Genomic DNA, 26349 nt, shown 5'->3' with positions numbered 1-26349 from the left:
CGATGCCTCAGGTCCCGGAGCTCCACTTCAATCGTAGCCCCGTGTTCTCCAGGACGTCCGCCGCGATCGGGCTCATCAATCGCACCACCCCCGCCCACGTCATCACGACCCGCCTCGCCTCCGCGTCCACCCGCACCGTCTGCAGCACCGCCTCCGGCGTGAACACCTTCGGGCTCCCCGGCGGCATCACCTCGATCCGCGGCCGCTCCCCCGGCAGTTCGAACCTCGTCTCCCCGTTCCCTTCGACGAGCCCCTGCAGAATCACCACCTCGTCCCCCCGGAGCCGCTCCACCGCCATCCCCGGCGCCGCCCCCTGGAGCCCGCGCGGAAGAACCTCGTTTTTCCGGAACGGACCCGCGAGATCCTCGCCGTCCGCGAATTGCATCTCCCGGATCGGCTTCGTCGCCGGATCGTGCTCCAGAAACCCACCCATGAGCCGCATCATCCGCGGATACCACGTATGCGGCACCCACCCGAGCCCCGCAGGCATCGGCTGATCCAGCCACTTCTTCCAGTGTGGCACGAAAAACCGCGACGGCGTCAGCGGGTCGCCCGGATCCTCGATCTGCGGGAGCAACGCCCCGTCCGCCCGATCCCGGTCCACGTCGATGAAATAGGCCCGCCCCACCTTGTTCCGCGGATACGCGAAGACCCCCTCCTGCCGCGGCGAAGGCTCGATCCTCCGCCCGTTCCGCCGCTTCGGCGGGCAAAGCTCGTCGTGCGCGTACGCGTCGTACCCGCCATACGCGAGATCCCACGCGAGCGGCACGCTCTCGAAAGGCGCCGGATCCGAGAACCGCACCGCCCCCTCGATCGAGACCTCCGCCCGCCGCTCCCCGAGCACCCGGAGCACGCGCGCGTTTTTCCCGACCGCCACGCGCACCGTCGCCTCGCGCGCCTTTTCGCTCGGCGCATACGCCCGCCCCGTCACGATCACGTCGGTCGCGACCTTCGGCGGGAAGAGGTCCATGTCGTCCTGGAGCCCGCGCATGCGGCCGTCGTCGCCCACCTCGAGGTCCGGCTCGCGGCGCACCGGCACCTGCTCGTCCGCGAGCCGGAGCTTGCCCCCGGCGAACGAGTAGGCGCGTTTCGCCACGCACACGAGCCACAACTTGCCGTCCGTGCTCTTCGCGTTCGCGACCGCCTGCGCGCTGGTCATGTCACCCGTTCCCCGATCTCGGTTATCATGGCCCCGTGAAGGACGACGCCGAAAAAAACGCGCCCGCCGCGGCCCTCGCGCCCGCTCGAGGCGAAACGCTCGCCGCGCCGGCGCGCACGATCGGGCTCGCCTCCGGACGATCGATCGAAATCGAGGAGACGGGCCGCGAAGAACGCATCCAGGTCCGCGGCGCCGACGGAAACCTCGTCCTCTCGCTCCGCCTCACCGACGAGGGGCCCGTCCTCTCGCTCTCCGCGGTCTCCCTGGAGATCGCCGCCCAGAAGCACCTCGCCCTGAAGAGCGAGACCCTCGCGATCCAGACGTCCGGCGACGCCACGCTCGACGTCGGCGGGAGCCTGCACGAGCGCGCGCGCGGCAACGCGATCCGCGAGGTCGGCAAGGCCTCCATCGAGCGCGCCCGCGAGGTGAGCGTCGAGGCCGCGCCCGGCGGCGTGGTCGTCAAGGCGAACGACGACGTGTCCATCACCGGCGAGCGCGTGCGGCTCAACTCGGACGATCCGCCCATGCCCCTCACCTGGGAAGAACACCACGCGCGGCAAGCCAAGAGGCTCGCCGCCGCGGCGGGGCGGACCCACGAGATCGGCGTCCCCGGCCTCGGCCCGATCCGCATCCCGGAGCGCTGACGCGCGCCTCACGCCCGCCGCGCGGCCCGGAGCGCGTCGTTCGCCGCGTCCCCGAGCTTCATGTCCGTCGCCACCTTCCGGGTCCACAGCCGCACGATCGGCATGAGCGCGGGGCGCTGGATCCGCAAAGCGTCGAGCACCTCGTTCGCCTTGCCACGTTCGAGCGCGACGAGCAGGCGCGTGTACACCTCCAGCGTGATCGGGCCGCGGAAGGACTCCACCTTCGCCACGTACGCCGCGTCGTAGGCCCCGCGCAGCTTGTGCGTCCCGCGCGCCGACTCCGCCTCGAGCGCCTCGGCCCAGCGTCGCTCGTTCTTGCGCCACGAGCGCTCGCGTAAGCCCTGCGCCTCGAGCACCTTCGCGCGATCCTGCTTCCCTTCGGCGAGCTCGGCGGCGATGGCCGCGGTCTGCTCGATCGAGAGCTCGATCGGCGCCTCGGACTCCTCGTGCGCCGCTCTCCGGGCGCCCGCTGGCTCCGTGGTCGGCGTGGGCTCGATGCTGCCCGCCGTGGCCGTGACGGAGGCCTCCGCGGGCGGTTTGTCGAAGGCCGCGAGGGGGCCGAGCATCGCGGGTTTTTCCACGACCCGCGTCGGCGCCGCCTCGACGTTCGCCGCGATGCCCACGAGCGCCGGCGGGGGCACGTCGAAAGGCATCGGCGGCACGTTCGTCCGCGCCTCTGCGTGCTCCTTCTTCGCCGGGACGTCGAGCGGCTTCGTATCGGGCTCCTCCGGGGCCGTGTCCACTTGCGCCGGGCGTTTCGCCTGCTCGAACGGCGTTGCCGGCTTCGATGCCGAAAGGGAGGGGAAGTGGGTCAACGTCCTCGGGCCCGAGACCTCGTCCTCGTCCCTCGACGGAGGCGAAGGGCGCGGGGCTTCGTCGCGGATCGCGATGCTCGGCAACCCCGGCCCTCCCGGGGCGAATGGCAACACGGGCGCCTCCGGCGCGTTGGTCCTCCCCGACGTCACGACCGGGAGTGTCGCCTCCACGTCGCCCTTGGCGGGCGCCGCCGCGCCCTCCATCGAGACCGCGACGAGCCCGACCTCCGCGGCGTGCGCGAGCAAGACCACGCCGCGCCACACCAGCATCGCGAGCTGTCGGTCCGTGTCGAAGGTCAACGTGTCGCAGCGGAGCCGCACCTCCTGCGCCGGCCCCCCCATGCGTTCCACGGTCACGCGCGGGACGACGCGGGCGAGCTTGGTCTCGAGCCGCGGATACGACGGGTGCAGGTTCACGAGCACGATCGGCTCGTCGCCCGCGAGGTTCGCGAGCTGCTGATCGCCGGGCGCGAGGTTGAAGTACGCGCCATCCACGTCCTCGGGCAGTGGCTTCGTGTTCCAGGTGCGTGGATCCCAGCTCGCCGCGTGCTTTCCGAGGAGCGACAGACGCGCAGGCGACGTCGGCGCGACGGGACCAAAGCCCTCCGTGACCCAGCCTCGATCCGCGCGGACCTCGATCGCCTTCTGCAAGGTCCCCACGCCGATCTGCGCGACGAGCGAGGCCGGCGCGCCCGCCGCGGGCGGCTTCGGCGGATGGGCGTGCCCGAGCACGAGCACGTCGGCCCTTCGTTTGAACGGGGCCAGGTCGCTCGCGGGGCTCTTCGTGTCCCAGACCGCCTCTCGCCTCACGGCGAGCGGTGATTCGCCGGGCGCGAGCTCGAAGGTCGCCTTGCAGATCACCGTGACCGCGTGTGCGTCCCGTCGCGGCTGCCAGGGAAACAAGGAGGCGCGCAGGGCGCAGAACGACACGACATTCATGGGCGCAGCCTACCGCGACGCGGCGCCGGTGAGAAAGCTTCCGCGAGGCGCGCCGTCAGCTCTTGATGAAAGCGAGGAGATCGGCGTTGAGGCGGTCCTTCTCCGTCGCCGCGAGCCCGTGCGAGCCGCCCTTGTAGATCTCGAGCCGCGCATTCTTCACGAGCTTGGCGGCGGCGAGCGCGCTCGCGCCAATGGGGACGATCTGATCGTCGTCGCCGTGGATGATGAGCGTCGGCACGTCGATCTTCTTCAGGTCCTCGGTGAAATCGGTCTCGGAGAACGCCTTGATGCAGTCGAGGGCGTTCTTGAAGCCGGCCTGCATGCCCTGGAGCCAGAAGGTGTCCCGGAGGCCTTGCGAGACCTTCGCCCCTTCACGGTTCGCCCCGTAGAACGGGATCGTCAGGTCCTTGAAGAACTGCGCGCGATCGGCGTGGACGCCCGCGCGAATGCCGTCGAACGTCTCGATCGGCAGGCCGCCCGGATTCGCGGGGGTCTTCAGCATGAGCGGCGGCACGGCGCCGACGAGGACCGCCTTTGCGACACGCGCCGTTCCGTGGCGACCGATGTAACGCGTCACCTCGCCGCCGCCGGTCGAATGCCCGACGAGCGTCACGCCTCGGAGGTCGAGCGACTCGATGAGCTCGGCCAGGTCATCGGCATAGGTGTCCATTTCGTTGCCGGTCCAGGGCTGGCTGGAGCGGCCGTGACCGCGGCGATCGTGGGCGATGCACCGAAAGCCGTGCGAGGCGAGGAAGACCATCTGGTCCTCCCAGGCATCCCCGTTGAGCGGCCAGCCGTGGCTGAAGACGACGGGCTGACCGCTGCCCCAGTCCTTGTAATAGATCTGCGTGCCGTCTTTGACGGTCAAAGTTGCCATGTGATAACCACCTTTTCTATTTGTTCCCGGGGTGAAGCCACGGATGCGCGAGCTTCACGAGCAAGGGCATGGCACCCCACGTGAGAACCGCAACGATGCCTCCGGCGATGACGCCGGAGGCGAGGGCGTGCGGGAAGTTCGGGCCGAGCAAGGGCAGGAGGATCGCCGGGACAATCATGCTGACCGGCCATACGGCGATCCAGGTGAGCAAGGCCATCTTCCATCGCGGCGGCATGGCCTCCGCGGGGGTGCGAAACCAGGCTTCGAGGCCTTCCAATCGCCGGTACGTCGGTTCACCTTCCACCATCGGCGCGATCCGAGCGAGCCATTCCTTGTAGAGGGCGGTCTCGTAAAACGCGTCGCGGTCGGCGGCGCTGGCGAAGCTGCGCAGGATGCCGTATTCGGTCGAATCGGAGCCGGGCGGCGGGTAGATGCAATGCACCCCCCTCGCTCCCGGCTCGGCCAAGGACCGGCTGGCGAATTCGGTGAGGGCGCGTTCGAAGGCCTCGATGTGCGTCTTTCGAACGCGCCGGACGATGGCGATGTGAAGGGTCTCGGCCATGGCTCTGCCGTCAGTGACCGGGCTTCTTGGGCACGATCTGCGGCTTCACCGCCGATTGCGGCGCGTGATGGACCATCGTGTAGGCATACTCGACGCCCACGCCGTAGGCGCCGCCGTGCTGCTTGATGAGGCCCATGAGCTGGTTGTAGTGCTCTCGCTTCGCCCAGTCGCGCTGCCATTCGAGGAGCGCGGGGATGGTCGTCAGTCGGACCGCGCCCGCCTGGACCATCCGGGACAGCGACGCTTCATGGGCGGCCGGGGAGGTCGCTCCGCAGCAGTCCTCGACGATGTAGACGTTGTATCCGGCGCCGAGCATTTCGATGGCCGGCCAGGTCACGCAAACCTCGGTCCAGAGGCCGGTGAGGAGAATGTTCTTCCTGCCCGTCGCCTCGATGGCTGCGCGGAAGCCCGCGTCGTCCCACGAGTTCATGGACGTCCGCTCGACGACCGGTTGCCCCGGGAACACGTCGAGGAGCTGCGGCCAGACGTACCCGCTGAACGACTCCGTCTCCACCGCGGTGAGGACGGCGGGGACGCCGAACTCCTTCGCGCACTTCGCGAGCAGCGTCACGTTGTTGATGAGCGTCGCTCGATCGATGTTGGCGACGCCGAACGTCATCTGCGGCTGATGATCGATGAAAACGACCGCGCTGTCTTCCGGCGTATAGAGCTTGTGATACTTGTTCATCGTCGTTGCACCTGGAATGTGGGTTATCGTTCGAGCCGCCAAGCCAAAGCCTGTCGATCGAGCGGGCGGCGCAAGACTACCTGCTTCTGGCGGAAGACGCCATCGATTTTGCGGCCGACGTCTCCGTCCTGCAGGCGAACGAACGACCTCTCCTCCTTTCGAAGGGTTGACAGTCGGTCGAAATTCGGAGGTGGCCTACGTGCAATCGGCGAGGTTCAATACGTGCACGTGGTGCACGCCATTGATCTTGCAGCGGAGGTTCGTCTGCTTCGAATGGCGGATCTCGTTCTCCCCCATTCGAAGGAGGGCGGCACAGCCGCGGGAACTGCGTGCGCGTCTGCATTCGAGCTTCCCTCTCACGCCAGCTTGTGCCAACATGCGATGGCGTGCGGTCCAGGCACGATGATTCGAACAGCCCCGAGGTCCCGACGCGGTCGGGCTCTCCGCCGTCGCCGTCCGCGCACGCCCGCGCATCCGACCGGGAAGAACTCCTCGAGCTTCTGTTCGCAAACGTCGCGGAAGCCATAGCGCTCGTCGAGCCGAACGGGCGGATCGTCGAGGTGAATCCCGCGGCTTGCACGATGCTCGGTCGTGGAAAGAGCGATATCGTCGGGAAGCACGCATGGGAGTTCGTGACGAGCGCGTCGCGCGACGAGATCCTCGAATGGTTCGGTCGCGTCGAACCATCGGGGCCGGCCTCGGTCGAGTGCTCGTATCGACGAACCTCCGGCGAACTCGGGACCATGGCCGTGCGGCTTTCACGCCTCGGTTGCCCGAGGCGCGACTGGCTCATCGCGAGCTGTCGCGACGTCACCGAGGAAAAACGACTCCAGGCACCGTTGCCCGATGCCAGCGAGCGGGAAACCGCCGCAGAAGAGCTGCAACGACTGAACGCGGAGCTTCTGCAGCAGGCCTCGCATCTGAGGGAGGTCAACCAGACGCTGCTCGATAGCGAGCAACGTCTGAGGCTGGCCATCGAGACAGGAAGAATTGGCCTGTGGGTCTGGAACTCCACGGACCTGGGCAACGTGGGCGACTGGTCGCAGCGGATGAAAGAGATTTTCGGGCTACCGCTGGACGCAGAGGTGACACACGACATGTTCGTGAAATGTGTTCACCCGGACGACCGGGCGCGCGTGGACAGTTCGGTCATGCAAGCGCTCGCAGGTGCGAATGGAGGTGAATATCGCGCGGAGTACCGCACGATTCATCCGCAATACGGTTCGGAGCAGTGGGTGACGGCCCGCGGCCAGGCATTCTTCAACGCCGACGGGCAAGCGATCCGTTTCATCGGCACGGTGATGGATATCACCGAGCGCAAACGCGCCGAGGAAGCCTCCGCGCGTCTGAACTCGGAGCTCGAGAGGCGGATCCGCGAGCGCACGGCGGATCTGGAGCGAATCAACCAGGCGTTCCGTGTCGAAATCGAGGAACGAAGGAAGAGCGAGGCCTCGTTGACCAGGGCCGAGCGCCTGACCCAAACGGGAAGCGCGACCTGGATCATGACGACGGGCGAGCTCATCTGGTCGGACGAAACCTATCGGCTCTTCGAGCTTCATCCCGACACGAAGATCACGCCCGAACTGGTCGCCTCGAGGGTCCACCCCGAGGACCTACCCCTTTACCTCCAGGCGTTCCGCGGCAACGGCGAGGATCTTCATTTCGGCCACCGTCTGGTGATGCCCGACGGCTACATCAAATACGTGGAGGTTTACGCCACGGCCGTGCGCGACGACGCGGGCCAGATCATCGAATGGGCGGGGGCGCTTCGCGACGTGACCTCGGCCAAACGATCCGCGGAAGCCTTGCGGGCCTCGGAGCACCTCGCCCGTGGTCAGTTCGCGGCGCTCACCCGCACGCTGGATGTGCTCGCCCAGGAGTCGAATCCCGAGCGACTCCTGGAGCATGTCTTGCGCATGATCGCTGGACGCCTGAACGGGCAGAGCGTCAGCGTGTACGAACGAAACGGCCCCAGCAGCGAAATGGACCTGGTCGCGACGTTCGAGGACGATCGGCTGCACGCTCCCTCGAAGGACCTGTCCTCGGCCAAAAAAGTCACACTCTTCACGGAAAACCATCCCGTCTGGAGTGAGGCACTCCGCACGGGCGTCGATATCGTCGTCGGGGAGATCGATTGCGATCCTCCGCGCATTCGACTCGGGAGCCGTGAGAATTCGCCCTGGTATCCATGGCACGGAGACATGCCTCACGATCCCAACATGCCGGTGATCTACAAGCGGCTGGCGGCGATGGGCGTCGTGGCCACGCTGACGGTCCCGACGCTGATCGGCGGCAAGCTGGCCGGCTTCATCGGGATCCGGTCGAGGCACAAGAACCTGTTTCAAACGAGCGAGATGGAGCTCGCTCGTGCGCTGGCGCATCAGGCCATGCTCGCCATTCAGCTCATGCGACTTTCCAGGCAGGGCCGCGAGGCGGCCATCGCCGCGGAGCGCAACCGCATGGCGCGAGATCTCCACGACACGCTGGCGCAAGGATTCACCGGCGTGATCGTGCAGCTGGAGGCAACGGAGGATGCGTGGTCGAGGGGCCTGCTCCCCGAGGCCGGAAAACACCTCGCCCGCGCGCGGGAGCTCGCGCGAGGGAGCCTGCAAGAGGCGCGACGATCCGCGCACGCGCTTCGATCGCAGGCGCTCGCCGAGAAAAACTTCCGTGAAGCGATGGCCGATCTGATCAAGAAGATGACCAGCGGGAGCAGCGTCATCGGCGCGTTCACGCAGGAGGGCAGCCCCTGGCCGCTCTCCAACGAGTGGGAGGAAAACCTGCTGCGTATCGGCCAGGAGGTGCTGACGAACACCTTGCGGCACGCCCGCGCGCGCCATTTCAACGCTCATGTCGCTTTCGAGCCACACAGGCTCCGCTTCGAGCTGCGGGATGACGGCGTGGGTTTCGATCCTGCGGCACAACATGAAGGCCTCGGCTTGATCGGGATCAAAGAGCGGGTCGAAGTGATGGGCGGCCACTTGACGATTCGAAGCGCGGAAGGAAGCGGGATGGCCATCGTGGCGTCCTTGCCAGCTCCGTACCCCTATGACGGCTTCACCCCATGAAATATCCCGCCGAAACTTCAGCGAACTCTTCGGGCTCGGACAAAATACGGGTGCTCATTGCCGACGATCACGTCACGGTGCTCGAGGGCCTTGCGGCCATCATCAGCCGCCAACCCGACATGGAGGTCGTGGCAGCGGCCTCCGATGGCCGGCAGGTGGTGGAGCTCTGGCAACAATATCGTCCGGACATCGCGTTGATCGACATCCGCATGCCCGTGCTGGATGGCGTCGCGGCGATCGAGGAGATCCGGAGGAGCGACGCTTCCGCGCGCTTGATCGTCCTCACCACGTTCGACACCGACAACGACCTCCTCAACGCCGTCAAAGCCGGCGCGAAGGGGTATCTCTTGAAGGATTCGCGCCGTGAGGAGCTCCTCGACTGTATCCGCAGGGTGCATCGTGGAGAGACGAGCCTTCCTGCACCCCTGGTGCAAAAGTTGGCAGCGAGCCTGAGCCGTGAAGTCCTCACGAGCCGCGAGGTGGAGGTGCTGGAGTATCTGGCGCGCGGACAGAGCAACAAGGAGATCAGCGCATTGCTCGGCATCGGCGAGACGACGGTGAAATCGCACCTCAGGAGCATTTTTCGCAAGCTCGATGTGCTCAGCCGGACGGAAGCCATCGCTACCGCGAGCCGCCTCGGGCTGATCAAGCTATAGCGCAGAAGCCTGCTCGTCGTCCTCCCTCGGGGGATGGTCAGCAGCAGGGGGAGCTCACGCCTCAACGAAACGCTTGCGTTTCGCTCGGGCTTGCTCTACTTTCTGGATGAGTACGGTACCGTTTCGTATCGATCGGACCCGCGGGCCGCCTTGTCCTGCGGCAAAGGCCTGATTTGCTCGGCGCGCGGGTTATCCTGGCGCGCGATGCCGCCCTCGAACCGAAACCCTGGTGGGAAGAAAATGCTGACGAGCGAGCCTCACAGCGCGGAACCGACGCCGATGCGCAGCCGCCTCTCCCCCGCGCAGGAGCAGGCGATCCTCGACACCGCCATGCAGCTCGTCGCCGAGGTGGGCTACGATCTCACGTCGATCGACGAGATCGCCCGCCGCGCCCGCGCCAGCAAGGCGACGATCTACCGCCGCTGGAAGAGCAAGGCCGACCTCGTGTTCGCGGGCCTCTTGCGAGGCGCCAAAAGGCCGTCCGAGGTGAGCATCGGCGCGTCGCTCCGCGAGGACTTCATCCTCGCGCTGGGCGCGTTTTGCGCGACGGTCACGGCCGGCAAAGATCTCCTCATCGGGCTCATGTCGGTGTTTCACGTGCACCCCGAGCTCTGGCGGCTCGTGCGCGAGCAGTTCGTGAAGCGCGAGCAAGAGAACGTCATCGGGGTGCTCGAGCGGGCGGTGGCCCGCGGCGAGATTCCCGCAATGCCCAAGGATCCCACGGCGATCATCGAGGTCGCCATGGCCCTGACGTCCCACCGCCTCCTCCTCTTGCGGGCTCCGCTCGACGCGGACTTCGTCACCTATGTCGTCGACGACGTCCTGCTCCCGCTCCTCGACGCGCAGCTCATACGGTCCCCCCGGCGCACCGCCGGCCCGGCGTCGCCGAGCTCGCCGCCGGAGGCAAAGCCCGCCGCCCGCAAGCGGCGCTCCGACTGATTTTTCCCGGGCGGAAGCAGCGCCCTGAATCCTGAACGTCGAACCGGGCGCGCCCATGCGCGCTCTCGGGAGAGCTCCATCCAGCCGTCGTGTGTAAAACCAGAGAGGTAGCTTATGCGAACCATTGCGCTCACCGCGATTGTGATCGTCTCCACCGCACTCCCCCTGATCGGATGCTCGAGCGAGCCGAGCGACGCAGGGACCGCCGCTGGTCCGACCTTCCACAAGGACGTGGCGCCGATCCTCCAAAAGCATTGCCAGAGTTGTCATTCCCCTGGCCAGATCGCGTCCTTCAGCCTGATCGAATACGAGCAGGTGAAGAACCTCGCCGGGCTCATCGTGATGCGAACGCAGGATGGGACCATGCCGCCCTGGGGCGCGATCGACACCGATGAATGCACCCCGAGGTTCGGCTGGCAGCACGATTCCCGGCTCTCGGACGCAGAGCTCGCGACGCTCGAGGCCTGGGGGAACGCCGGCGCCCCCGAGGGCGACCCCAAGGACGCGCCGGCAGGGGAGCCGACCAAAGGCGTCGATCTGGCCCGGGTCGACCTCACGTTGCAGCCCAAGAAGCCTTTCGTCGCGAGCGGCGAGCAGGACCAGTTGATCTGTTTCGTCCTCGATCCAGAGCTCACGGAGGATGTTTACGTCAGCGCCAGCAAGATCGTCCCGGGAAACCTGAAGGTCGACCACCACGGCGTGGTCTTCGTCGACCCGGAAGGGGAGAGCCTCGCCCTGGCAAACGCAGACGGGTATTACGAATGCTTCGGATCCCTGGGCCTCGAGAAAAGCAGGTTCCTCACGCCGTGGGTGCCGGGCGCGCAGCCGACGGTCTTCCCGTCCAATGCCGGAGCCTTCGTCCCCGCAGGCTCCAAGCTGGTGCTCCAGATGCATTACCACGCGGCGGGTACGACCGCCGACCCCGATTCGACGAAGGTAGAGCTTCAATTCCACCCGGGCGTGCCCGAATACAGGGCGGAGTTCCTGCCGGTCGCTGTCCCCGTTCCGCTCCCCGACGGGGACGGCCTGCAGCCGGGCCCGGACGACGCGAATGGAATCGAGTTCAGGATCCCCGCCGGGGCCAAGGCCCACACCGAGATGGTCCGGCTGACGCTGCCCTCGGAGGTCGGGGGGCAGCCGCTCCCGGAGATGAAGGTCTACAGCGTCATGAACCACATGCATTACGTCGGGGTAGACGGGAAGATCACGGTCCGCCGCGCCGCCGCGCAAGGCAGCGACCCGGCGAACGAATGCCTGCTCCAGACGAAATGGGATTTCAACTGGCAGCAGACCTATACCTACGACGCCACGATCGAGAACCTTCCCACGCTGCGGGGAGGGGACATCATCGATGTCCGCTGCACCTACGACAACACGCTGGACAACCCCTTCCTGAAGCGAGCGCTCATCGAGCAGCACCTCACGTCGCCCCAGGACGTGACCTACGGCGAGACCACCCTCGACGAGATGTGCGTCGGCATTCTCAACACGTTCGTCAAGAACTGACTTCACCCACTCCGGAGGGGCCTGAGCAGTGGTTTCATCTGGGAGCCGCTGCGCTGGGGCGTTGCCCCAGGCCCCACCGGGGCTATCCGCCCCTGGACGCGGGGCCTGCGCAAGCGCTGGACCGGTTGTCGATGGCGGGGGCTCATCGAGGGGCCAGGCGTACGCGACGAACGTCCGTTTGTGGTGTTGCTGCACTTTGTTGGTGTTGTTGTAATGCTTTGACCGAGAGGAAGACGCCCGTATCCTCGCCGCATGCAAAGACAACGTGTCGTCGTTTCTCGCCTGTCGCGTTCCGCCAGGCTCGTGGCAGCTCTCTGTATCGCCGCATGCACGATCGATCAGGTACAGGAGGACGACGAGTACGCGAGCTCCTCCGAGCTCTCCGTTCCTATCTCCAACCCCGGCTTCGAAAGCGACAAGACCAGCTGGGGGGAGCCGTCCCTCTTCGAAATATCCACGAGTGACAAACACTCGGGGACGAAGTCTGCCAAGATATCTGCGTCGAGTGGGCGCTTCGAGCAGACGGTCACGGTCACGGCGAACACCGCGTACAACCTCACCGCGTGGGTGCTGGGGAAAGGCACCGTCGGCGTGAAGAGCGGCGCGACGATCCTCGGCAGCCAGAGCATCAACAGCGGCTCCACGTGGACGCAGATCACGGTCGCGTTCAACTCCGGCAGCGCCACGTCCGTGACCATCTACGGCGCGTACAACGGCGGAACAGGACGATTCGATGATTTCGCGCTGAACACGAGCAGCAGCGGCACGACCAGCAGCAGTAGCAGCAGCAGTAGCGGCAGCAGCAGTAGCAGTAGCAGTAGCAGCAGCAGCAGTTCCGGCGGCGGAGGCACGGGCGGCGCTTCCGCGCAGTTCCCGTCCGACGTCCTGGATCTGACGAACTGGAAGCTCACGTTGCCTGTCGATACGGCGCACGCGGGCAGCCCCGACGAGATCAAGCAGCCGGAGCTGACGGGCTACGAAAGCAGCCCCTATTTCCTCCTGAATGCCACGGGCGATGCGGTGGTGTTCCGCGCCCACGCCGGAGGGTACACCACCAGCGGCTCGGGTTATCCCAGGTCGGAGCTGCGGGAGATGAAGAACCTCGGCGCCGACAATGCGAACTGGTCGTCCTCGTCCGGCACGCACACGATGTACATCGATCAAAAGATCACGCACCTGCCCACGGTGAAGCCGCACATCGTCGTCGGGCAGATCCACGACGCTTCGGACGACGTCATCGTCTACAGGCTGGAAGGCCAGAAGCTGTTCATCGATCTCAACGGCACCGACGGGCCCACCCTCACGTCCTCGTACGTGCTGGGGACCCGCTTCAACGTGAAGTTCGAGGTCTCGGCCAACCAGGTGAAGTGCTATTACAACGGCACGCTGAAGTACACCTACCCCAAGACCTTCTCCGGGGCGTACTTCAAGGCGGGCGCCTACGTGCAGTCTTCCTGCCAGGGCGAAAAGCAAGTCCCCGGTGAATCCTGTGACGCGTATGGCGAGGTCGAGATCTACGACGTGCAGATCGTCCATCAGTGATCACGCCTTCACCCGTCACCGACCGGACCGAGGGCCGCTCGCCAGGCTACGCAGCTGCGTTCCTCACGCTATCGTGCGGCAGCATGGTCATCGGGGCGATCGACTGGAGAATGCTGCTGTTTTTTGGCTGGCCGGCCATCTCGTGGGCGCTCGTCGGGTTCGCCTACCTCTGGCCCGGCGCCGGGATCTTCGAAAAACGCGGCGCACGTCTCACCTGGCATCGGAAACTGCTACTGCTTCCGCACATGGCCTTGCTCTACGCGACGTGGCACGCCGTGCGGGCGTTGTCGCGCGAGCCTGCGTTCGCACGACTGAGAGAGGACTTTCTGATCGGCCGGCGCTTGCTGCCCGGAGAGTTCCCGGCTGTGAGAACCGTCGTTGACTTGACCGCAGAGCTCGACGAGCACATCCCAGCCGGCGCGACCTATATCTCCTGCCCGATCCTGGATGGAGCGCCATTGCCGCCCGATGTGCTTCGACAGGTAGCGAAGCGGATCTCCGCCGCGCCGGCACCGGTGTACATTCACTGCGCCCAAGGGCATGGTCGCACCGCGATGGTCGCGGCTGCTGTCCTGCTCGAGCGAGGGGTCGCCACGTCGGTGGACGCGGCGCTCACCCTGGTACGTGAAGCGCGCCCAGCGGCTCGTCCCAACCGTGCACAGGTGCAGATGCTCCTCGACGCTTGGGGACAAGTCGGGTAACGACTACCACCCCGCGCCTGCGACCTGCCTCGTGGTCGCGTTGAGGCGATTGAAAAGGTTTGTTAAGCCAATCATCAGGATCAAGGCAGCCAGCCCCTGCTCGTCGTAATGCTTGGCGGCCTCGTTCCAGATCTCGTCCGGCACCGGATCCGCCCGGTCGCTGAGCCGGGTGGCGGCCTCGGTGAGCGCCAGCGCGGCGCGTTCGGCGTCGGTGAAGTAGGGCGCCTCCCGCCACGCTGCCACCGCGAAGAGCCGCTCGTCGCTCTCGCCGGCCTTCTTCGCGTTGCGCGCGCCCCCGTCGACGCAGAAACTGCAGCCATTGATCTGGCTGGCGCGCAGGTGGACGAGCTCGAGCGTCCTCTCCGGCACGCCGCCCTTCTTCGTGGCCTTGAGCACATTGAGGAGGGCGGGCAGCGCCTCGGGGAGGATCTGCGCGGGGTTCTTCATTCGTGCCTGCATCGCTATTCTCCTGTGGGTTGACCGACTTGGATTCGTTCGGCGCTGCCCTGACGGATCGCGATGAGGAAACGTGACGGATGGACGAAAATAAAATTCTGGCGGAGCGCTTCGAGGCAAACCGCACCCATTTGCGTGCGGTGGCGTACCGGATGCTCGGTTCGCTGAGTGAGGCGGACGACGCCGTGCAGGAAGCCTGGCTGCGGCTTCACCGCTCCGACACGAGCGAGGTCGAGAACCTGGGCGGATGGCTGACGACCGTCGTCGGGCGGGTGTGTCTCGACATGCTGCGTTCGCGTCGAGCGCGGGGCGAGCAGTCCCTGGATGTGCGCGTCCCCGACCCGATCGTGAGCTGCGCGGACGGGACCGACCCCGAGCATCAGGCGCTGTTCGCCGACTCGATCGGCCTCGCGCTGCTCGTGGTGCTCGAAACGCTGGATCCCGCCGAGCGGCTCGCGTTCGTGCTGCACGACATGTTCGACGTGCCCTTCGAGGAGATCGCCCCCATGGTCGAGCGCACGGAGCCCGCGACCAGGCAGCTCGCCAGCCGCGCGCGCCGCCGCGTCAAGGAGACGGCCCCGGCTCCCGATGCCGATCTCGCCCGCCAGCGGGAAGTCGTCGACGCCTTCGTCGCGGCGGCCCGCGACGGCGACTTCGACAAACTGCTCGCCGTGCTCGATCCGGACATCGTCCTCCGCGCCGACTATGGCGCCGCGACCGCGCTCGCCTCGCGCAAGGTCCACGGCGCGGCGTCGGTGGCCAAGCAGGCGCTCACCTTCTCCCGCCTCGGCGGCCCGGAGCTCGTGCGTTGGCCTGCGCTCGTGAACGGCGCCGCGGGTCTCGTCGTGACCCGCGGGGGACAGCCGTTCTCGATCATGGGCTTCACGATCACGGGCGGGAAGATCGTCGCCATCGACATCCTCGCCGCCCCCGAGCGCCTGCGTCGGCTCGACCTCGCCGCCCTCCACGACTGACGAGCCAACTCGCCATGCGGCCTCGTGGCCGGTCGTTGCGCTTGCTCCGCGGATCATCGTTTCGAGAATTGAAAGAGTGACTTCGTGGTGGCGTCTATTCTTACGACGCTCGGCATGATCTAGATTCTCGACGTCGACGCCGCGAAACATCGAAGGCGCCCAGGCTCAACGCGCTTGCGAGGGAGAATCCTCATGAATGCCACCACTTCGACCACGATTCCCGTCACCCATCACCGGACCGCGACCGTCGAGGGCCTTTCGATCTTCTACCGCGAGGCGGGCCCTGCCGACGCCCCGGTGGTCGTGTTGCTCCACGGCTTTCCGAGCTCGTCGCACATGTACCGCAACCTCATTCCCGCGCTCGCCGACCGCTACCGCGTGATCGCCCCCGACCTGCCGGGTTTCGGCCTGTCCGCGATGCCGCCGCGCGAGGAATTCGAATACAGCTTCGCCAAGTTCGCCGATATCGTCGACGGCCTGCTCCAGCAGCTCGGCGCCGAGCGTTACGCGCTCTACGTCATGGACTACGGCGCGCCAACCGGCTTTCGCCTGGCGCTCGAGCATCCCGAGCGCGTGGCCGCGCTCATCACGCAGAACGGCAATGCCTACGAGGACGGCCTAAAGGCCTTCTGGGATCCCATCAAAGCGCTCTGGGCCGACCATTCGAAGGCCAACCGCGACGCGCTCCGGCACTTCATGACGCCCGAGATCACGAGGTTCCAGTATGTCGACGGCGTGAAGGACGTCTCGCGGCTCGATCCCGCCGCCTGGCTCTACGACCAGATCTTCCTGGACCGCCCCGGCAATGTCGAGATCCAGCTCGATCTCTTCTACGATTATCGTAACAACGTCGCGCTCTATCCCAAGTTCCAAGAGTTCTTCCGCACGCACCGGCCGCCGACGCTGATCGCCTGGGGCGCGAACGACAGCATCTTCCCGGCCGAGGGCGCCAGGGCCTTCCTGCGCGACCTGCCCGACGCCGAGCTCCATCTCCTCGATAGCGGTCACTTCGCCTTCGAGGACAAGGCCGACGAGATCGTGCCGCTGATGCGCGACTTCCTCGCCCGCCACCTGCCGGCCTGATAAGCGACCCATTGCAGCTCGATTCGAAGGAGAGACAGCCATGAGCAAGAAAGTCGTCATCATCACGGGTGCATCACAAGGCATCGGCGCCGGCCTCGTCGAGGGATATCGCAAGAAGGGCTTTCGCGTCGTCGCCAACTCCCGTTCGATCAAGCCCGACGCCTTCGGGGGCGATCCCGACGTGCTGATCGTCGACGGCGACATCGGCCATCCCGAGACGGCGAAGAAGGTCGTGGAGGCCGCCGTCGCCAGGTTCGGGCGGGTCGACACGCTCGTCAACAATGCCGGCATCTTCATCGCCAAGCCGTTCACCGAATACACGGCCGAGGATTTTTCGAGGAAGATCCACGTCAACGTCGCGGGCTTTTTCTACGTGACCCAGGCGGCGGTCACCCAGTTTCTGAAGCAGGGCGAGGGCGGGCATATCGTCAGCATCACGACCTCGCTCGTCGACCAGCCGATCAAAGGTGTGCCCTCGGTGATCGCGTCGCTGACGAAGGGCGGGATCGACGCGGCGACCCGCAGCCTCGCGATGGAATATGCCGCAAACGGCATCCGCGCGAACGCGGTCTCGCCGGGCATCATCAAGACGCCGATGCACGCGCCCGAGACGCATGCGACCCTCGACGGCCTGCACCCGCTCGGTCGCATGGGCACGATCGACGAGATCGTCCAGGCCGTCCTTTATCTCGAGGATGCGGGCTTCGTCACGGGCGAGACGCTCCACGTCGACGGCGGCCAGCACGCCGGCCACTGGTGATCAGCACGAGCGCGGGAGAACCATCATGCCGTACATCAACGTGAAGCTCACCAAGGGCAGCGCCACGCCCGAGCAAAAGGCCGAGATCATCGCGGGCATGACGAATGTGCTGCGGGACGTGATCGACAAGGCGCCCGAGGCGACCTTCGTCGTCATCGACGAGGTGGAGCATGAAAATTGGGGCGCCGGCGGCCTGCCGGTGCTGGAATACTGGAAGAAGACAGGCAAGTCCGCGTCCGCCAGCGGCAAGGGCTGACGTGCCGTCGGCGATGCCTCACCCCCGTATGCCGTGCGCCGGCGCTCCTCAGCCGCCGGCGCAGGCGATCTGGCGCCGCGAGAATTCTGCCTTCAGCTGCGGGCCCGCGAAATCGAAGAAAGCGCGCACCTTGGGCACGGAAAGCCGGCCCTCGGGCGTGATCAGATGAACGGGGAGCGGCGCAGGTTCCGCGTCGGCCAGCACGATCCGCAGTTTGCCCGCCGCCACCTCGTCGGCGATCTGGTACGAAAACACGCGCGTGATGCCATTGCCCTCGACCGCGGACGCCACCGCGGCCTCGACGGTATTCACCATGAGCCTCGGCTCGATCGCTACGTGCCGCACGGCGCCCGTGGCCTTCTCGGGCGGGAAGTTCCAGCTCTCCTGGCCAAAGGAGGTCATCTGGATACAACGATGGCGGGCAAGGTCGGCCGGGCTTTCGAGCGGCGGCGCCGCCTCGAGATAGGCGGGGGCCGCGCAAAGCACCTTGCGAACCTCGCCAATCCGGGTCGCGATGTAGCTCGAATCGTGCAAATTGGCGATTCGCAGAGCCACATCGATGCCTTCCTCGACGAGGCTGACCGTGCGGTCGAGCAGCAAGAGCCGCGCCCTGACCGCGGGCTCTCGCGCCAGGAACGCATCGAGGATCGGGCGCATGATCTTCGCTCCACTCACGAGCGGCGCGGTGATGGTGAGCAGACCTCTCGGCGCGCCGCGCTCGCTCGCAGCGAGCATGTCGGCTTCCTCGAGATCGACGAGCACCCGCCGGCAGGCCGCGGCATAACGCTCACCAGCCTCGCTCAGATGGATCGAGCGCGTGGTGCGGTGCAGCAGCTGCACGCCGACATGGTTCTCGAGAAAGGCGATCGCGCGCGTGATCGCAGCCGGCGAGCGGCCGAGCTTGCGCGCCGCACCCGCAAGGCTCCCCTCGTCCAGCGTCGCGACGAAGACGCGCATCGCGTCGATCCGATCCATGCTCGTCGGATGCACGCCTAGCACGCTCCTCGCGCGCCGAGCAACCGTGACGCGCCCCTTTCAATTGAGCGCCGGCGAGCCCGTATCGAGCGACGCCTCCTCCACGGCGCGCGCCTCGAATCGCTGGCCCGAGAGGGTTGCCCGCAGCGCGCCGGGCAGGACCGCGAGCGTGGTGATCGTCCCGAAAAACATCCCGAAGATGACCACCGTCGCGAGCGGGCGCTGCACCTCCGCGCCGGCGCTCTGCGCGAGCGCCATCGGCAGGAAACCGAGCGCCGCGACGGCCGCTGTCGTGAGCACCGCGCGCACGACGGCCGCCGCTCCACGCGTGATCGCCTCGTCGAGCGGCTCTCGCGCGTCGAGGCGCCTCCGCACCTCGCTGGCGATCACCACTCCGTTCAGCACCGCCACGCCGCCCAGCGCGATGAACCCGACCGCCGCCGACAGGCTGAAGGGCAAGCCGCGCGCGAGCAGGCCCAGCATGCCGCCCACGAGCGAGAGGGGCACCATCATGAAGACCGCCAAGGCCAGCCGCACGTTCTGGAACATCCAGAGCAGCATGCCGAAGATGATCACCACGACGGCCGGCACCAGCAGCGCGAGCCGCTTCTGCGCCCGCTCGAAGTTCTCGAATTGACCGCCCCACGCGATCTCGTAACCGCTCGGGAGCGGCACGTCGCGCTCGACGACGGTCTTCGCTTCCGCGACCCAGGAGACCAGATCGCGACCACGCAGGTTCACGTCGACGCGCACCGTGCGTTCGCGATCCTGCCTCCGGATCGAGGTTGGACCATCTCCTTCGGCGAGCGTGACCACCTCGCGAAGCGGGACGCTGCGCCCGCTCGACGTCTCCACGAAGAGCTCGCCGAGCGCTGCTGCCGAGGGCTCGGCCGGGGGGCCCAGCACGCGCAGGTCGAACTTGCGTTGATCCTCGTAGATGTCGCCCACGTGTACGCCCTCGCGCGCCGCGGCGATCACGGTGAAGGCGTCCTCGACCCTCACCCCGTGACGCGCCATCTTCGCTCGATCCGCGACGGCGCTGATCACGGGCTGGCCGAGGAGCCGCTCGACACGCACGTCGCCGGCGCCCCGGATCGCCTTCACGCGCTCGCCGATCCGGTCGGCGAGCGTGGCGAGCTCGTTGATGTCGGTCCCGACGACCTTGATCGAGACGTCGGCGCGTGATCCGCTGATGAGCTCGTTCGTCTTGTCCTCGATCGGCTGCGACACGGAGACGAACGTCCCTGGCACGCGGGCCTCGATCGTATTCTTGAACGCCTCGGAGAGTTCGTCGAAATCACGCGCCGTCTTCCATTCCGCGGGCGGGCGCAGCCGCAGGAAGATGTCGGTGTTGTCGTTGCCGACCGGATCGATGGCGACCTCGGCGCGCCCGGTCATCCCGAGCGTGCTCACCACCTCGGGGAAGCCGTGCAGCACCTTCTCGGTCTCGAAATCGAGCCGTCGCGCCTCTTCGAGGGAGATGCTCGGCGCGCGGCGGATGGTCACGACCGCGTCACCCTCGAAGATGCGAGGAACGAACTCCGCGCCGGCGCGGGAGAAGAAGAAGGTTGTCAAGACGAACGCCGCCGCCGAGGCGCCGAGGAGCGGCCACCGGAGCGCGACGGCCCGGCCGACGAGCCGCTCGTACCGCTCGGTGATCCACTCCATCCAGCGCGGACCGTGGCCCGCCGCGGGCGGCACGAGCGTGACGAGCAGCGCCGGGAAAAACACGACCGAATAGATCAACGCGCCGAAGAGAGCGCAGGCCATGGTGAGCGCCATCGGCCGGAACATCTTGCCCTCGATGCCCTCGAGGAAAAGCAGCGGGACGTAGACGAGCATGATGATCGCTACCGCGAAGGCGACCGGGCGCGCCACGCCCTGCGCGGTTTCCGCATATGCCCGCGCCTTCGCGTTTCCCGCGAGCTTTTGGCCCGCCACCGCCGCGATGACCGCTTCGAGCATCACGATCGGCCCGTCCACCAGAAACCCGAAATCGATGGCGCCGAGCGACATGAGATCACCCGTCACGCCGAAGAGGTGCATCCCGAACAAGGCCACCGTCATGGACGCGGGGATCCCGAGGACGACCACCAGCGCGCCGCGCAGCGTGCCGAGGAAGAGCGCGAGGACGATCGTCACGACGAGCACGCCCTCGGCCAGGTTCTTCAGCACGGTGCCGATGGTGCGACCCACGAAATCGGCGCGATCGTAGACCACCTCGATGGTCGCGCCCGGCGGCAGCTCCGCCTCGATCTCCTTCACCCGCTCGCCGACGGCGGCCACGACCTCGCGGCTGTTGCCGCCGAGGAGCATCATCACGATGCCGGTGACCGCCTCGCGCTCGCCGCCGTGCGTGATCACGCCGTACCGCAGCGCCGCGCCGATCTGCACGTCGGCCACGTGTTTGACGAGCACGGGCGCGCCGTCCGCGCCCGCCCGCAGAACCACGTTGGCGATGTCCTGCTCGTCGCGCAGCATGCCCTGCCCGCGCACGGTGAACGACTCCTCGCGCCGCTCGACGTAGCCGCCGCCCACGTTGACGTTGGCCCCGCGGAGCGCCCCGATCACGTCCTCCACCGTCATGTGCTGGGCCTGCAGGCGCGCGCGATCCACGACGACCTGGAACTGCTTGAGCTCCCCGCCCATCGTGTTGACCTCGATCACGCCGGGCACGCTGCGGAGCTTCGGCACGATCTCCCAGTCGAGCAGCGTCCGAAGCTGCATCGGCGAGTGCTGCGAGCTCCGGACCACGAATTGAAAGATCTCGCCGAGCCCCGAGGAGACCGGGGCGAGCTCGGGCGTGCCCGCCGAGGCCGGCAGCTCGCGCTCCACGGCGCGCAGGCGCTCCAGCACGAGCTGGCGCGCGAACCACACGTCCGTGCCGTCGGCGAAGACCACCGTCACGGCCGACAAACCGCCGCGCGAGACGCTGCGCAGCTCGGCGCCGCCCGGGACGCCGTTGAGCGCGTTCTCGATCGGAACGGTCACGGTCCGCTCCACCTCGACGGCGGAGAGGCCCGAGGCGCTCGTGAGCACGGAGACCTGGATCGTCGAGACGTCCGGCATCGCGTCGATGGGGAGCGCGCGCACGGCCACGGCCCCCGCGCCGAGGAGGAGCGCGAAGAGGACGAGCATCAACGCCCGAAGGCGAATCGAGGCAAGGACGATACGTGACAGCATGGTTTACCGGTAAAGCTCGCTCTTCAGGGCAAACACGCCGCGGCTCACCACGAGCTGCCCCTCGGAGAGGCCGGAGGAGACGCCCTGGTTCGTGCCGTCGTTCGGGCCGAGCTCGATCGTCGTGGGCACGACACGATCGGGGCTCTCGGCGAGGAACACCGTCGGCCGCCCGTCGATGTACGTGACGGCCGTCATGGGCACGGTGAGCATGGTGCGCGAAGGGCCCGAGGCCTGGATGATCGCGGTCACGGATTGCCCCGGCCGGAGCTTGCGTTCCTTGTTCGAAACCGCGATCCGCACCTCGGCCGTGCGTGTCACGGGATCGACGACCTCGCCGACGTGCGCGACGCGACCGGGCATCGGCTCGCCTCCCACGCGCGTGATCTCCACCGGATCATCCTTGTGGATCGCGTCGACGTTGCTCTCGAACACCGAGAGATCCACCCAGAGGTGATCGAGGTTGGCGACGCGGAAGGCGACGAGGTGGGCGTCGACGGACTGGCCCGCGAAGATGTGCCGCTCGACCACGGTCCCTTCGAGCGGCGCGCGCAGCATGTACACGCCGAACGGGCTGCCGGGCGCGCCGCTCATGGCCACCACGCGTTGCCGCGCGGCTTCGAAGAGCGCGCGTTGCTCCTCGTGCGTCGCGGTCGCGACCTCGTGCTCGCGCGCCGTGGACAGACCTCGCTCGGCGAGCTCGCGCTCGCGTTTCTCGTTGATCGAGGCCGCCTTGCGGTGCGCACCGGCGACGGCCACGCCGGCCTGCGCTTGCCCGAGCTCGGCGCTCTCGATCTCGGCGAGCAGGTCGCCTCGCTTCACGCTGTCGCCCTCGACCTTCGCGAGGGAGCGCACGAGCCCGGGGATCCGCGTCCCCACCGCGGCCACGTGCGCCGGGTCGAAATCGACGGTGCCGACGACCTTGAGGCGCGGCACGAGCGGCGCGAGGCGAACGGGCTCGGTCACGATGCCTGCACGGTCGCGGAAGGCCTTCGAGAACACGATGGCTTTGCCCTCGGCGTGCGGGACGTCGGCCTTGGTCACGGGCACGTCCGTCTCCGCGTCGCCCCCGCGTAGGAAGACGAACAGGCCCGCGGCGGCGAGCGCAGACAGGCCCGCGGCGATGCCCCAGCGCGCCCATTGCGGCCGTCGCTCCTGCGTGGGAGCTCGCTGCTCGGCCTCGTCTCCGGGGAGGCTCTCTTCCGTGGGGAACGGGGCCTCCGAGCCCTCGTCGTTCGGGTTTGTCTCGTCCTTCACGGTAGATCTCCGGTCAATGCAACGATGTCGCCGACGATGGACCACTCGCGCGCGAAGAGCTCGAGGCGACGCAAGCGCAGGAGCGCGAGATCTCGGCGCGCGGTGAGCACGAGGAGCATCTCTCCCTTTCCGGCGGTCTTCATGGCGACCGCCGCGTCGGCCGCCGCTTGCGCCGCGGGCAAGGCCGTCGCGTCGATGATCTCGCGGGCGCGACGCACCTTGTCGCGCTCGAGCTCGAGGCCCGAGAGCCCCTGCGCGACGAGGCGTCGCTTCACCTCGGCCTCGGCCAGCGCGCGCGTTCGCTCGGCGTCGGCGCGGGCCACCTCGGCTTGCTTGCGCCTTGCGACCGGGAAGGTCCACGAGAGGCCACCGCCGAAGCGCGGCTCGCCCAGATCGCCGCGGCCCGCGGTGACGATCAGGTTCACCGGCGGATGGGCCTCGATCGCCGCGCGATCACGAGCCCGCGCGTAAAAGTTCGCCTCGCGCGTCGAGGCGGACACGTGGGGGGACGCGTCCGCGACCCGCGCGGCGCTGGCTTCGCCGGGCGTCTCGTCGAGCATGGGGGGCAAGGCGGACGTGCCGTCGGGCGGCGAGAACATGCGGCCCGTCGCGCGCGCGAGCTCGACGAGCGCGCGCGTGAGATCGGCGCGGCTCTCTTCGAGCATCACCGCGTAACGCGCGTGCTCCATGCTCGCGAGTTTTTCCTCTTGCAGCGTCGCGTCGCCGGCGGCGAGCCGCTGCCTGTACACCTCCGCCTCCGCGCCCGCGTCACTCACGAGCCCTTCGAGCGTGCGCACCCGCGCGGCCGCGACGAGCGCGGCCCCGTAGGCGCGCACGGCCTCCCCCTCCGCCGAGAGCTGCGTCGCTTCGAACAGCGTCTTTTGCCAGGCGACGAGCGCGTCGGCCTCGTCGAGCCTGCGGGCCCGCTGCCCGGACACCTCGAGGGGAAGCCACAAATTCGCCTGGACCGACGCGTCCTTCGTCACGCCCTGGAGGCCACGGTCGACGAAGACCTCCAGATAGGGGTTGTCGAGCGGAGCGAGCCGCGCGCCTGCGTACGAGGACTTCGCGACGCCCACGGCGCCCCGCGCGCTCACCACGCCCGGGGCGCGCTCGCGCGCGAGCTCCATGGCGCGTTCGAGCGAAGGGAATGGCTCGGCTGCGGGGAGATTGGCCTCCGCTTCGGACGGAGCCTCGACCGGGCGCTCTTCGGCGATTGCGGCGTTGGCGACGAGCATCACCAAAAGCGCCACGAGATGGATGGGTATACGGCGACGATACGCGTGAAACATAGGCATCGTGGTGCTCCAGCCATGTTTGAGCACAAACGAGTTCGCCGCAGTGATGTAGTGCCGATTCAATCAGCGTCAAGGTATCTTTTTGCTGGGAATAAACTCGTTCGATCGTAAAACCGTTGGGAGGCAAACGATGCTCACGGAGTGCGGCGCCTCGCCTGTCCCGTTCGCGCTGTCCCGCGCGATGGAGCCACGCGCGCCTCGATGTGCCGTGCTCTCACGGATATGGGAGGACGCGGATCGAGCTCATGATGCGGGCGGCGATGGGGCGAAAGTATGCATCGAGCGAGCGGTCGTACGCGAAGTCCACCGTGACGATGCGTCCGTCGCGTAATTCGCTTCTTCTGTGCGTCACGCGGCGCGGGGTGGATAGCTCGAGGAGGTGCATGTCTTTCGATTTTTGCTTCACGAGGACCGTCGCGCCCTCATCTGCGAGAGAATCCCTCGCAAGCTGCTCGTCGAACGTGTCGAGCAAGTGACCGCCCGCCGCGGTGAGCGTCGCGCGGTCCTCCCACCGGAAGCGGCGGCCGTCACCATTCGCTGGCCGTGACTCGGGGAGCATGAAGGTGGGATGGTCGACGCCGAACGCGAATCGGACATTGAGGTCGCGGCGGAATTCGACCGTGCGTGGGAGGCCGCGCGCGGGAACGTGGGGCAGGCGCAGCCGAGGGGCGCCGCGCGGCGGAAGAAAGGAGTATTCCCCCGTGTAGGATCCGTCCGCTGTCGGGTCGCGCCCGAGGATCGCCGTCGGCCTCGCCTTCCCGAGGGCCTGCTCGCCGGTATCCCCTGTCGGGTTGTAGAGGAGCCCGAGAGCGAGCGCCTTCGGCAGCGCATTCGAATGGGCGAGGGCGATCGCGCCGCGATCGGTGATGCCGTTGTAGGCCAGTTCGAGGGAGGTGAGTGGCCACGGCTCCTTGCGCGTCGCGATCGAAATCGCGCCGTCATCCCCGGCGTGATTGAACGATAAAACGAGGACCCGTAGCCTGGGCAGGTTCGTGGACGCGGCGATCGCCAAGGCGCCCTCCGGCCCGATGAAGTTGAACCCGAGGTCGAGGGATTCGAGCCGCCGGAGCGAGGTCGACGCGGCGATCGCGGCAGCGCCCTCGGCATGGATGTGGTTGTTCGATAGGTCCAGGGATTGAAGGTGCGCCAGCGTGGTCGAGCTTGCGAGTGCCTCCGCCCCGTCGACCCCGATCCGGTTATCGTGCAAGCTCAGCGTCTCGACGTTCCGGAGATTGTCCGAGGTGAAGAGGGCACGCGCGCCGGCGCTCGTGATTTCGTCGTGCACGATCTCGAGCACCCTGAGCTTTCGGAGGGTCGTCGAGGCCGCGATTGCCCGCGCCCCGTCGTCGCCGATCTCGCTCGTCTCGATCCGCAGCTCGCGGAGACCCGCGAGCGACGGGGCGGCCGCGAGCGACGCGATGACGGGCCCGGTCCCGCCGTCATCCAGGCGAAAGGCGCTCAGCTGCAGGCCGGTGAGCTGGGTAAGGTGCGGTTTGTCGAAGTCCGGGGTGGAGTCGCCCTTGCGAAAAAACAAATGCAGCTCGAGGTGCCGGACGAGGCCCCAGAGCTCGAGGTCCTCCGGTGGCTCGAGGTTTTTGTCTGCAACCCGAAAGCGCATCGCGTCGGGCCACGAGGCGAGGATACGCCCGGCGTCCACGAGGATGCGGGTCCGCGTGGCCGAGCGAGGGCACTTCCGGAGGGTATCGTAGAAGTCCGCGAAGGCCTCGCGCGAGGGTGTGGCCAGCTCGAGTATTCGTAGCGCCTCGCGCGCCGCCGAGGATGCCTCGTCGGCCTCGTCGCCCTCCGGCCGGGGCGCCGGAGCCGATGGGGTGGAGGGCGGGTTCGTCGGACCCGAACTGCCATGGGGCGCCGGTTCTCGCCCGCAGGAGGTGAAGCACAGAATGGCAACCAGCGCCGGAATGCGAGCCTTCATGACGCTCCAACGTCGCGGGGGACCTCTCCGCTTCCGTAGGCAGGCACAGATAAGTCTCGCGCGCCCTCGACCCATGCTTTT

Annotated in this window: 22 protein-coding genes; 11 read left to right on the top strand and 11 right to left on the bottom strand. The window is 67.4% G+C overall.

The window, feature by feature from the left end; translation table 11 throughout:
• Positions 1-7: 7 nt before the first annotated feature.
• Positions 8-1159 (bottom strand): DUF2169 domain-containing protein, encoded by a 1152-nt coding sequence (locus tag QHF83_RS25105; RefSeq protein WP_282420457.1) that lies wholly within the window; start codon positions 1157-1159, stop codon positions 8-10.
• Between the two features lie 35 nt (positions 1160-1194).
• Here QHF83_RS25105 and QHF83_RS25100 point away from each other — a divergent pair, with 35 nt between their 5' ends.
• Positions 1195-1803, top strand: coding sequence for a hypothetical protein (locus QHF83_RS25100; RefSeq protein WP_282420456.1), 609 nt, complete (start codon positions 1195-1197; stop codon positions 1801-1803).
• 8 nt (positions 1804-1811) lie between these two features.
• On the opposite strand, the gene QHF83_RS25095 is transcribed toward QHF83_RS25100, so the two are convergent.
• The 4 genes from QHF83_RS25095 to QHF83_RS25080 are packed head-to-tail and all read right to left on the bottom strand — an operon-like array spanning position 1812 to position 5684.
• On the bottom strand, positions 1812-3557 hold the full coding sequence (locus tag QHF83_RS25095) for a DUF2169 domain-containing protein (protein ID WP_282420455.1): 1746 nt from the start codon (positions 3555-3557) through the stop codon (positions 1812-1814).
• 55 nt (positions 3558-3612) lie between these two features.
• On the bottom strand, positions 3613-4434 hold the full coding sequence (locus QHF83_RS25090; RefSeq protein ID WP_282420454.1) for an alpha/beta hydrolase: 822 nt from the start codon (positions 4432-4434) through the stop codon (positions 3613-3615).
• A gap of 16 nt (positions 4435-4450) precedes the next feature.
• A complete protein-coding gene (locus QHF83_RS25085) occupies positions 4451-4996 on the bottom strand; it encodes an antibiotic biosynthesis monooxygenase (protein WP_282420453.1) in 546 nt (181 codons plus the stop codon).
• Positions 4997-5006: 10 nt separating this feature from the next.
• Positions 5007-5684 carry a hydrolase gene (locus QHF83_RS25080; protein ID WP_282420452.1) on the bottom strand — a complete coding sequence of 226 codons (678 nt, stop codon included), beginning with the start codon at positions 5682-5684 and terminating at the stop codon, positions 5007-5009.
• A 386-nt stretch (positions 5685-6070) separates the two neighbouring features.
• Between QHF83_RS25080 and QHF83_RS25075 the strand changes: the two genes are divergently transcribed.
• The 6 genes from QHF83_RS25075 (at position 6071) to QHF83_RS25050 (ending at position 14096) form a co-directional block, all read left to right on the top strand.
• The gene (locus QHF83_RS25075; RefSeq protein ID WP_282420451.1) at positions 6071-8752 is read left to right on the top strand and encodes a PAS domain S-box protein; all 2682 of its coding nucleotides are present in this window, start codon (positions 6071-6073) and stop codon (positions 8750-8752) included.
• Complete coding sequence (locus QHF83_RS25070) at positions 8749-9408, top strand: response regulator transcription factor (RefSeq protein ID WP_282420450.1); 660 nt, start codon at positions 8749-8751, stop codon at positions 9406-9408. Before QHF83_RS25075 ends, QHF83_RS25070 begins: the two co-directional genes overlap by 4 nt.
• A 279-nt stretch (positions 9409-9687) precedes the next feature.
• On the top strand, positions 9688-10347 hold the full coding sequence (locus QHF83_RS25065; protein ID WP_282420449.1) for a TetR/AcrR family transcriptional regulator: 660 nt from the start codon (positions 9688-9690) through the stop codon (positions 10345-10347).
• A gap of 114 nt (positions 10348-10461) precedes the next feature.
• Positions 10462-11853 (top strand): hypothetical protein, encoded by a 1392-nt coding sequence (locus QHF83_RS25060; RefSeq protein ID WP_282420448.1) that lies wholly within the window; start codon positions 10462-10464, stop codon positions 11851-11853.
• Positions 11854-12105: 252 nt separating this feature from the next.
• On the top strand, positions 12106-13395 hold the full coding sequence (locus tag QHF83_RS25055) for a polysaccharide lyase family 7 protein (protein ID WP_282420447.1): 1290 nt from the start codon (positions 12106-12108) through the stop codon (positions 13393-13395).
• Positions 13392-14096 carry a dual specificity protein phosphatase family protein gene (locus QHF83_RS25050; protein WP_282420446.1) on the top strand — a complete coding sequence of 235 codons (705 nt, stop codon included), beginning with the start codon at positions 13392-13394 and terminating at the stop codon, positions 14094-14096. The genes QHF83_RS25055 and QHF83_RS25050 overlap by 4 nt, the downstream gene beginning before the upstream one ends.
• 3 nt (positions 14097-14099) lie before the next feature.
• On the opposite strand, the gene QHF83_RS25045 is transcribed toward QHF83_RS25050, so the two are convergent.
• On the bottom strand, positions 14100-14555 hold the full coding sequence (locus tag QHF83_RS25045) for a carboxymuconolactone decarboxylase family protein (protein ID WP_348980467.1): 456 nt from the start codon (positions 14553-14555) through the stop codon (positions 14100-14102).
• Positions 14556-14632: 77 nt separating this feature from the next.
• Between QHF83_RS25045 and sigJ the strand changes: the two genes are divergently transcribed.
• The 4 genes from sigJ (at position 14633) to QHF83_RS25025 (ending at position 17625) form a co-directional block, all read left to right on the top strand.
• Positions 14633-15526: an RNA polymerase sigma factor SigJ gene (gene sigJ / locus QHF83_RS25040; protein ID WP_282420444.1), complete on the top strand. Its 894-nt coding sequence runs from the start codon at positions 14633-14635 to the stop codon at positions 15524-15526.
• Positions 15527-15718: 192 nt separating this feature from the next.
• Positions 15719-16609 carry an alpha/beta hydrolase gene (locus QHF83_RS25035; protein ID WP_282420443.1) on the top strand — a complete coding sequence of 297 codons (891 nt, stop codon included), beginning with the start codon at positions 15719-15721 and terminating at the stop codon, positions 16607-16609.
• 40 nt (positions 16610-16649) lie between these two features.
• The gene (locus QHF83_RS25030) at positions 16650-17369 is read left to right on the top strand and encodes an SDR family oxidoreductase (RefSeq protein ID WP_282420442.1); all 720 of its coding nucleotides are present in this window, start codon (positions 16650-16652) and stop codon (positions 17367-17369) included.
• A 25-nt stretch (positions 17370-17394) separates the two neighbouring features.
• Positions 17395-17625 carry a 4-oxalocrotonate tautomerase family protein gene (locus QHF83_RS25025; protein ID WP_282420441.1) on the top strand — a complete coding sequence of 77 codons (231 nt, stop codon included), beginning with the start codon at positions 17395-17397 and terminating at the stop codon, positions 17623-17625.
• A 48-nt stretch (positions 17626-17673) separates the two neighbouring features.
• Here QHF83_RS25025 and QHF83_RS25020 read toward each other — a convergent pair whose 3' ends face one another.
• The 5 genes from QHF83_RS25020 to QHF83_RS25000 all read right to left on the bottom strand — a co-directional run bounded on the left by QHF83_RS25020 (position 17674) and on the right by QHF83_RS25000 (position 26268).
• Entirely contained in the window at positions 17674-18600 is a 927-nt protein-coding gene (locus tag QHF83_RS25020) for a LysR family transcriptional regulator (RefSeq protein WP_348980468.1), read from the bottom strand.
• A 60-nt stretch (positions 18601-18660) separates the two neighbouring features.
• Complete coding sequence (locus QHF83_RS25015) at positions 18661-21783, bottom strand: CusA/CzcA family heavy metal efflux RND transporter (RefSeq protein ID WP_282420439.1); 3123 nt, start codon at positions 21781-21783, stop codon at positions 18661-18663.
• Between the two features lie 3 nt (positions 21784-21786).
• Positions 21787-23037, bottom strand: coding sequence for an efflux RND transporter periplasmic adaptor subunit (locus QHF83_RS25010; RefSeq protein ID WP_282420438.1), 1251 nt, complete (start codon positions 23035-23037; stop codon positions 21787-21789).
• The gene (locus tag QHF83_RS25005) at positions 23034-24335 is read right to left on the bottom strand and encodes a TolC family protein (protein ID WP_282420437.1); all 1302 of its coding nucleotides are present in this window, start codon (positions 24333-24335) and stop codon (positions 23034-23036) included. The genes QHF83_RS25010 and QHF83_RS25005 overlap by 4 nt, the downstream gene beginning before the upstream one ends.
• A 214-nt stretch (positions 24336-24549) precedes the next feature.
• Complete coding sequence (locus QHF83_RS25000; RefSeq protein WP_282420436.1) at positions 24550-26268, bottom strand: hypothetical protein; 1719 nt, start codon at positions 26266-26268, stop codon at positions 24550-24552.
• Between the last annotated feature and the right edge of the window lie 81 nt (positions 26269-26349).

This window comes from Polyangium sp. 15x6 (assembly GCF_029960785.1).
Classification (GTDB): domain Bacteria; phylum Myxococcota_A; class Polyangia; order Polyangiales; family Polyangiaceae; genus Polyangium.
The sequence above is the reverse complement of the archived record's forward strand: the minus strand, read 5'-3'. Positions and strand labels throughout refer to the sequence as shown.

Excerpts from the sequence above, each read along its gene's own strand:
- QHF83_RS25105 (WP_282420457.1), bottom strand. The coding sequence starts at position 1,159 with ATGACCAGCGCGCAGGCGGTCGCGAACGCGAAGAGCACGGACGGCAAG.
- QHF83_RS25095 (WP_282420455.1), bottom strand. The coding sequence starts at position 3,557 with ATGAATGTCGTGTCGTTCTGCGCCCTGCGCGCCTCCTTGTTTCCCTGG.
- QHF83_RS25090 (WP_282420454.1), bottom strand. The coding sequence starts at position 4,434 with ATGGCAACTTTGACCGTCAAAGACGGCACGCAGATCTATTACAAGGAC.
- QHF83_RS25085 (WP_282420453.1), bottom strand. The coding sequence starts at position 4,996 with ATGGCCGAGACCCTTCACATCGCCATCGTCCGGCGCGTTCGAAAGACG.
- QHF83_RS25080 (WP_282420452.1), bottom strand. The coding sequence starts at position 5,684 with ATGAACAAGTATCACAAGCTCTATACGCCGGAAGACAGCGCGGTCGTT.
- QHF83_RS25070 (WP_282420450.1), top strand. The coding sequence starts at position 8,749 with ATGAAATATCCCGCCGAAACTTCAGCGAACTCTTCGGGCTCGGACAAA.
- QHF83_RS25065 (WP_282420449.1), top strand. The coding sequence starts at position 9,688 with ATGCGCAGCCGCCTCTCCCCCGCGCAGGAGCAGGCGATCCTCGACACC.
- QHF83_RS25060 (WP_282420448.1), top strand. The coding sequence starts at position 10,462 with ATGCGAACCATTGCGCTCACCGCGATTGTGATCGTCTCCACCGCACTC.
- QHF83_RS25055 (WP_282420447.1), top strand. The coding sequence starts at position 12,106 with ATGCAAAGACAACGTGTCGTCGTTTCTCGCCTGTCGCGTTCCGCCAGG.
- QHF83_RS25045 (WP_348980467.1), bottom strand. The coding sequence starts at position 14,555 with ATGCAGGCACGAATGAAGAACCCCGCGCAGATCCTCCCCGAGGCGCTG.
- sigJ (WP_282420444.1), top strand. The coding sequence starts at position 14,633 with ATGGACGAAAATAAAATTCTGGCGGAGCGCTTCGAGGCAAACCGCACC.
- QHF83_RS25035 (WP_282420443.1), top strand. The coding sequence starts at position 15,719 with ATGAATGCCACCACTTCGACCACGATTCCCGTCACCCATCACCGGACC.
- QHF83_RS25030 (WP_282420442.1), top strand. The coding sequence starts at position 16,650 with ATGAGCAAGAAAGTCGTCATCATCACGGGTGCATCACAAGGCATCGGC.
- QHF83_RS25025 (WP_282420441.1), top strand. The coding sequence starts at position 17,395 with ATGCCGTACATCAACGTGAAGCTCACCAAGGGCAGCGCCACGCCCGAG.
- QHF83_RS25020 (WP_348980468.1), bottom strand. The coding sequence starts at position 18,600 with ATGGATCGGATCGACGCGATGCGCGTCTTCGTCGCGACGCTGGACGAG.
- QHF83_RS25015 (WP_282420439.1), bottom strand. The coding sequence starts at position 21,783 with ATGCTGTCACGTATCGTCCTTGCCTCGATTCGCCTTCGGGCGTTGATG.
- QHF83_RS25005 (WP_282420437.1), bottom strand. The coding sequence starts at position 24,335 with ATGCCTATGTTTCACGCGTATCGTCGCCGTATACCCATCCATCTCGTG.
- QHF83_RS25000 (WP_282420436.1), bottom strand. The coding sequence starts at position 26,268 with ATGAAGGCTCGCATTCCGGCGCTGGTTGCCATTCTGTGCTTCACCTCC.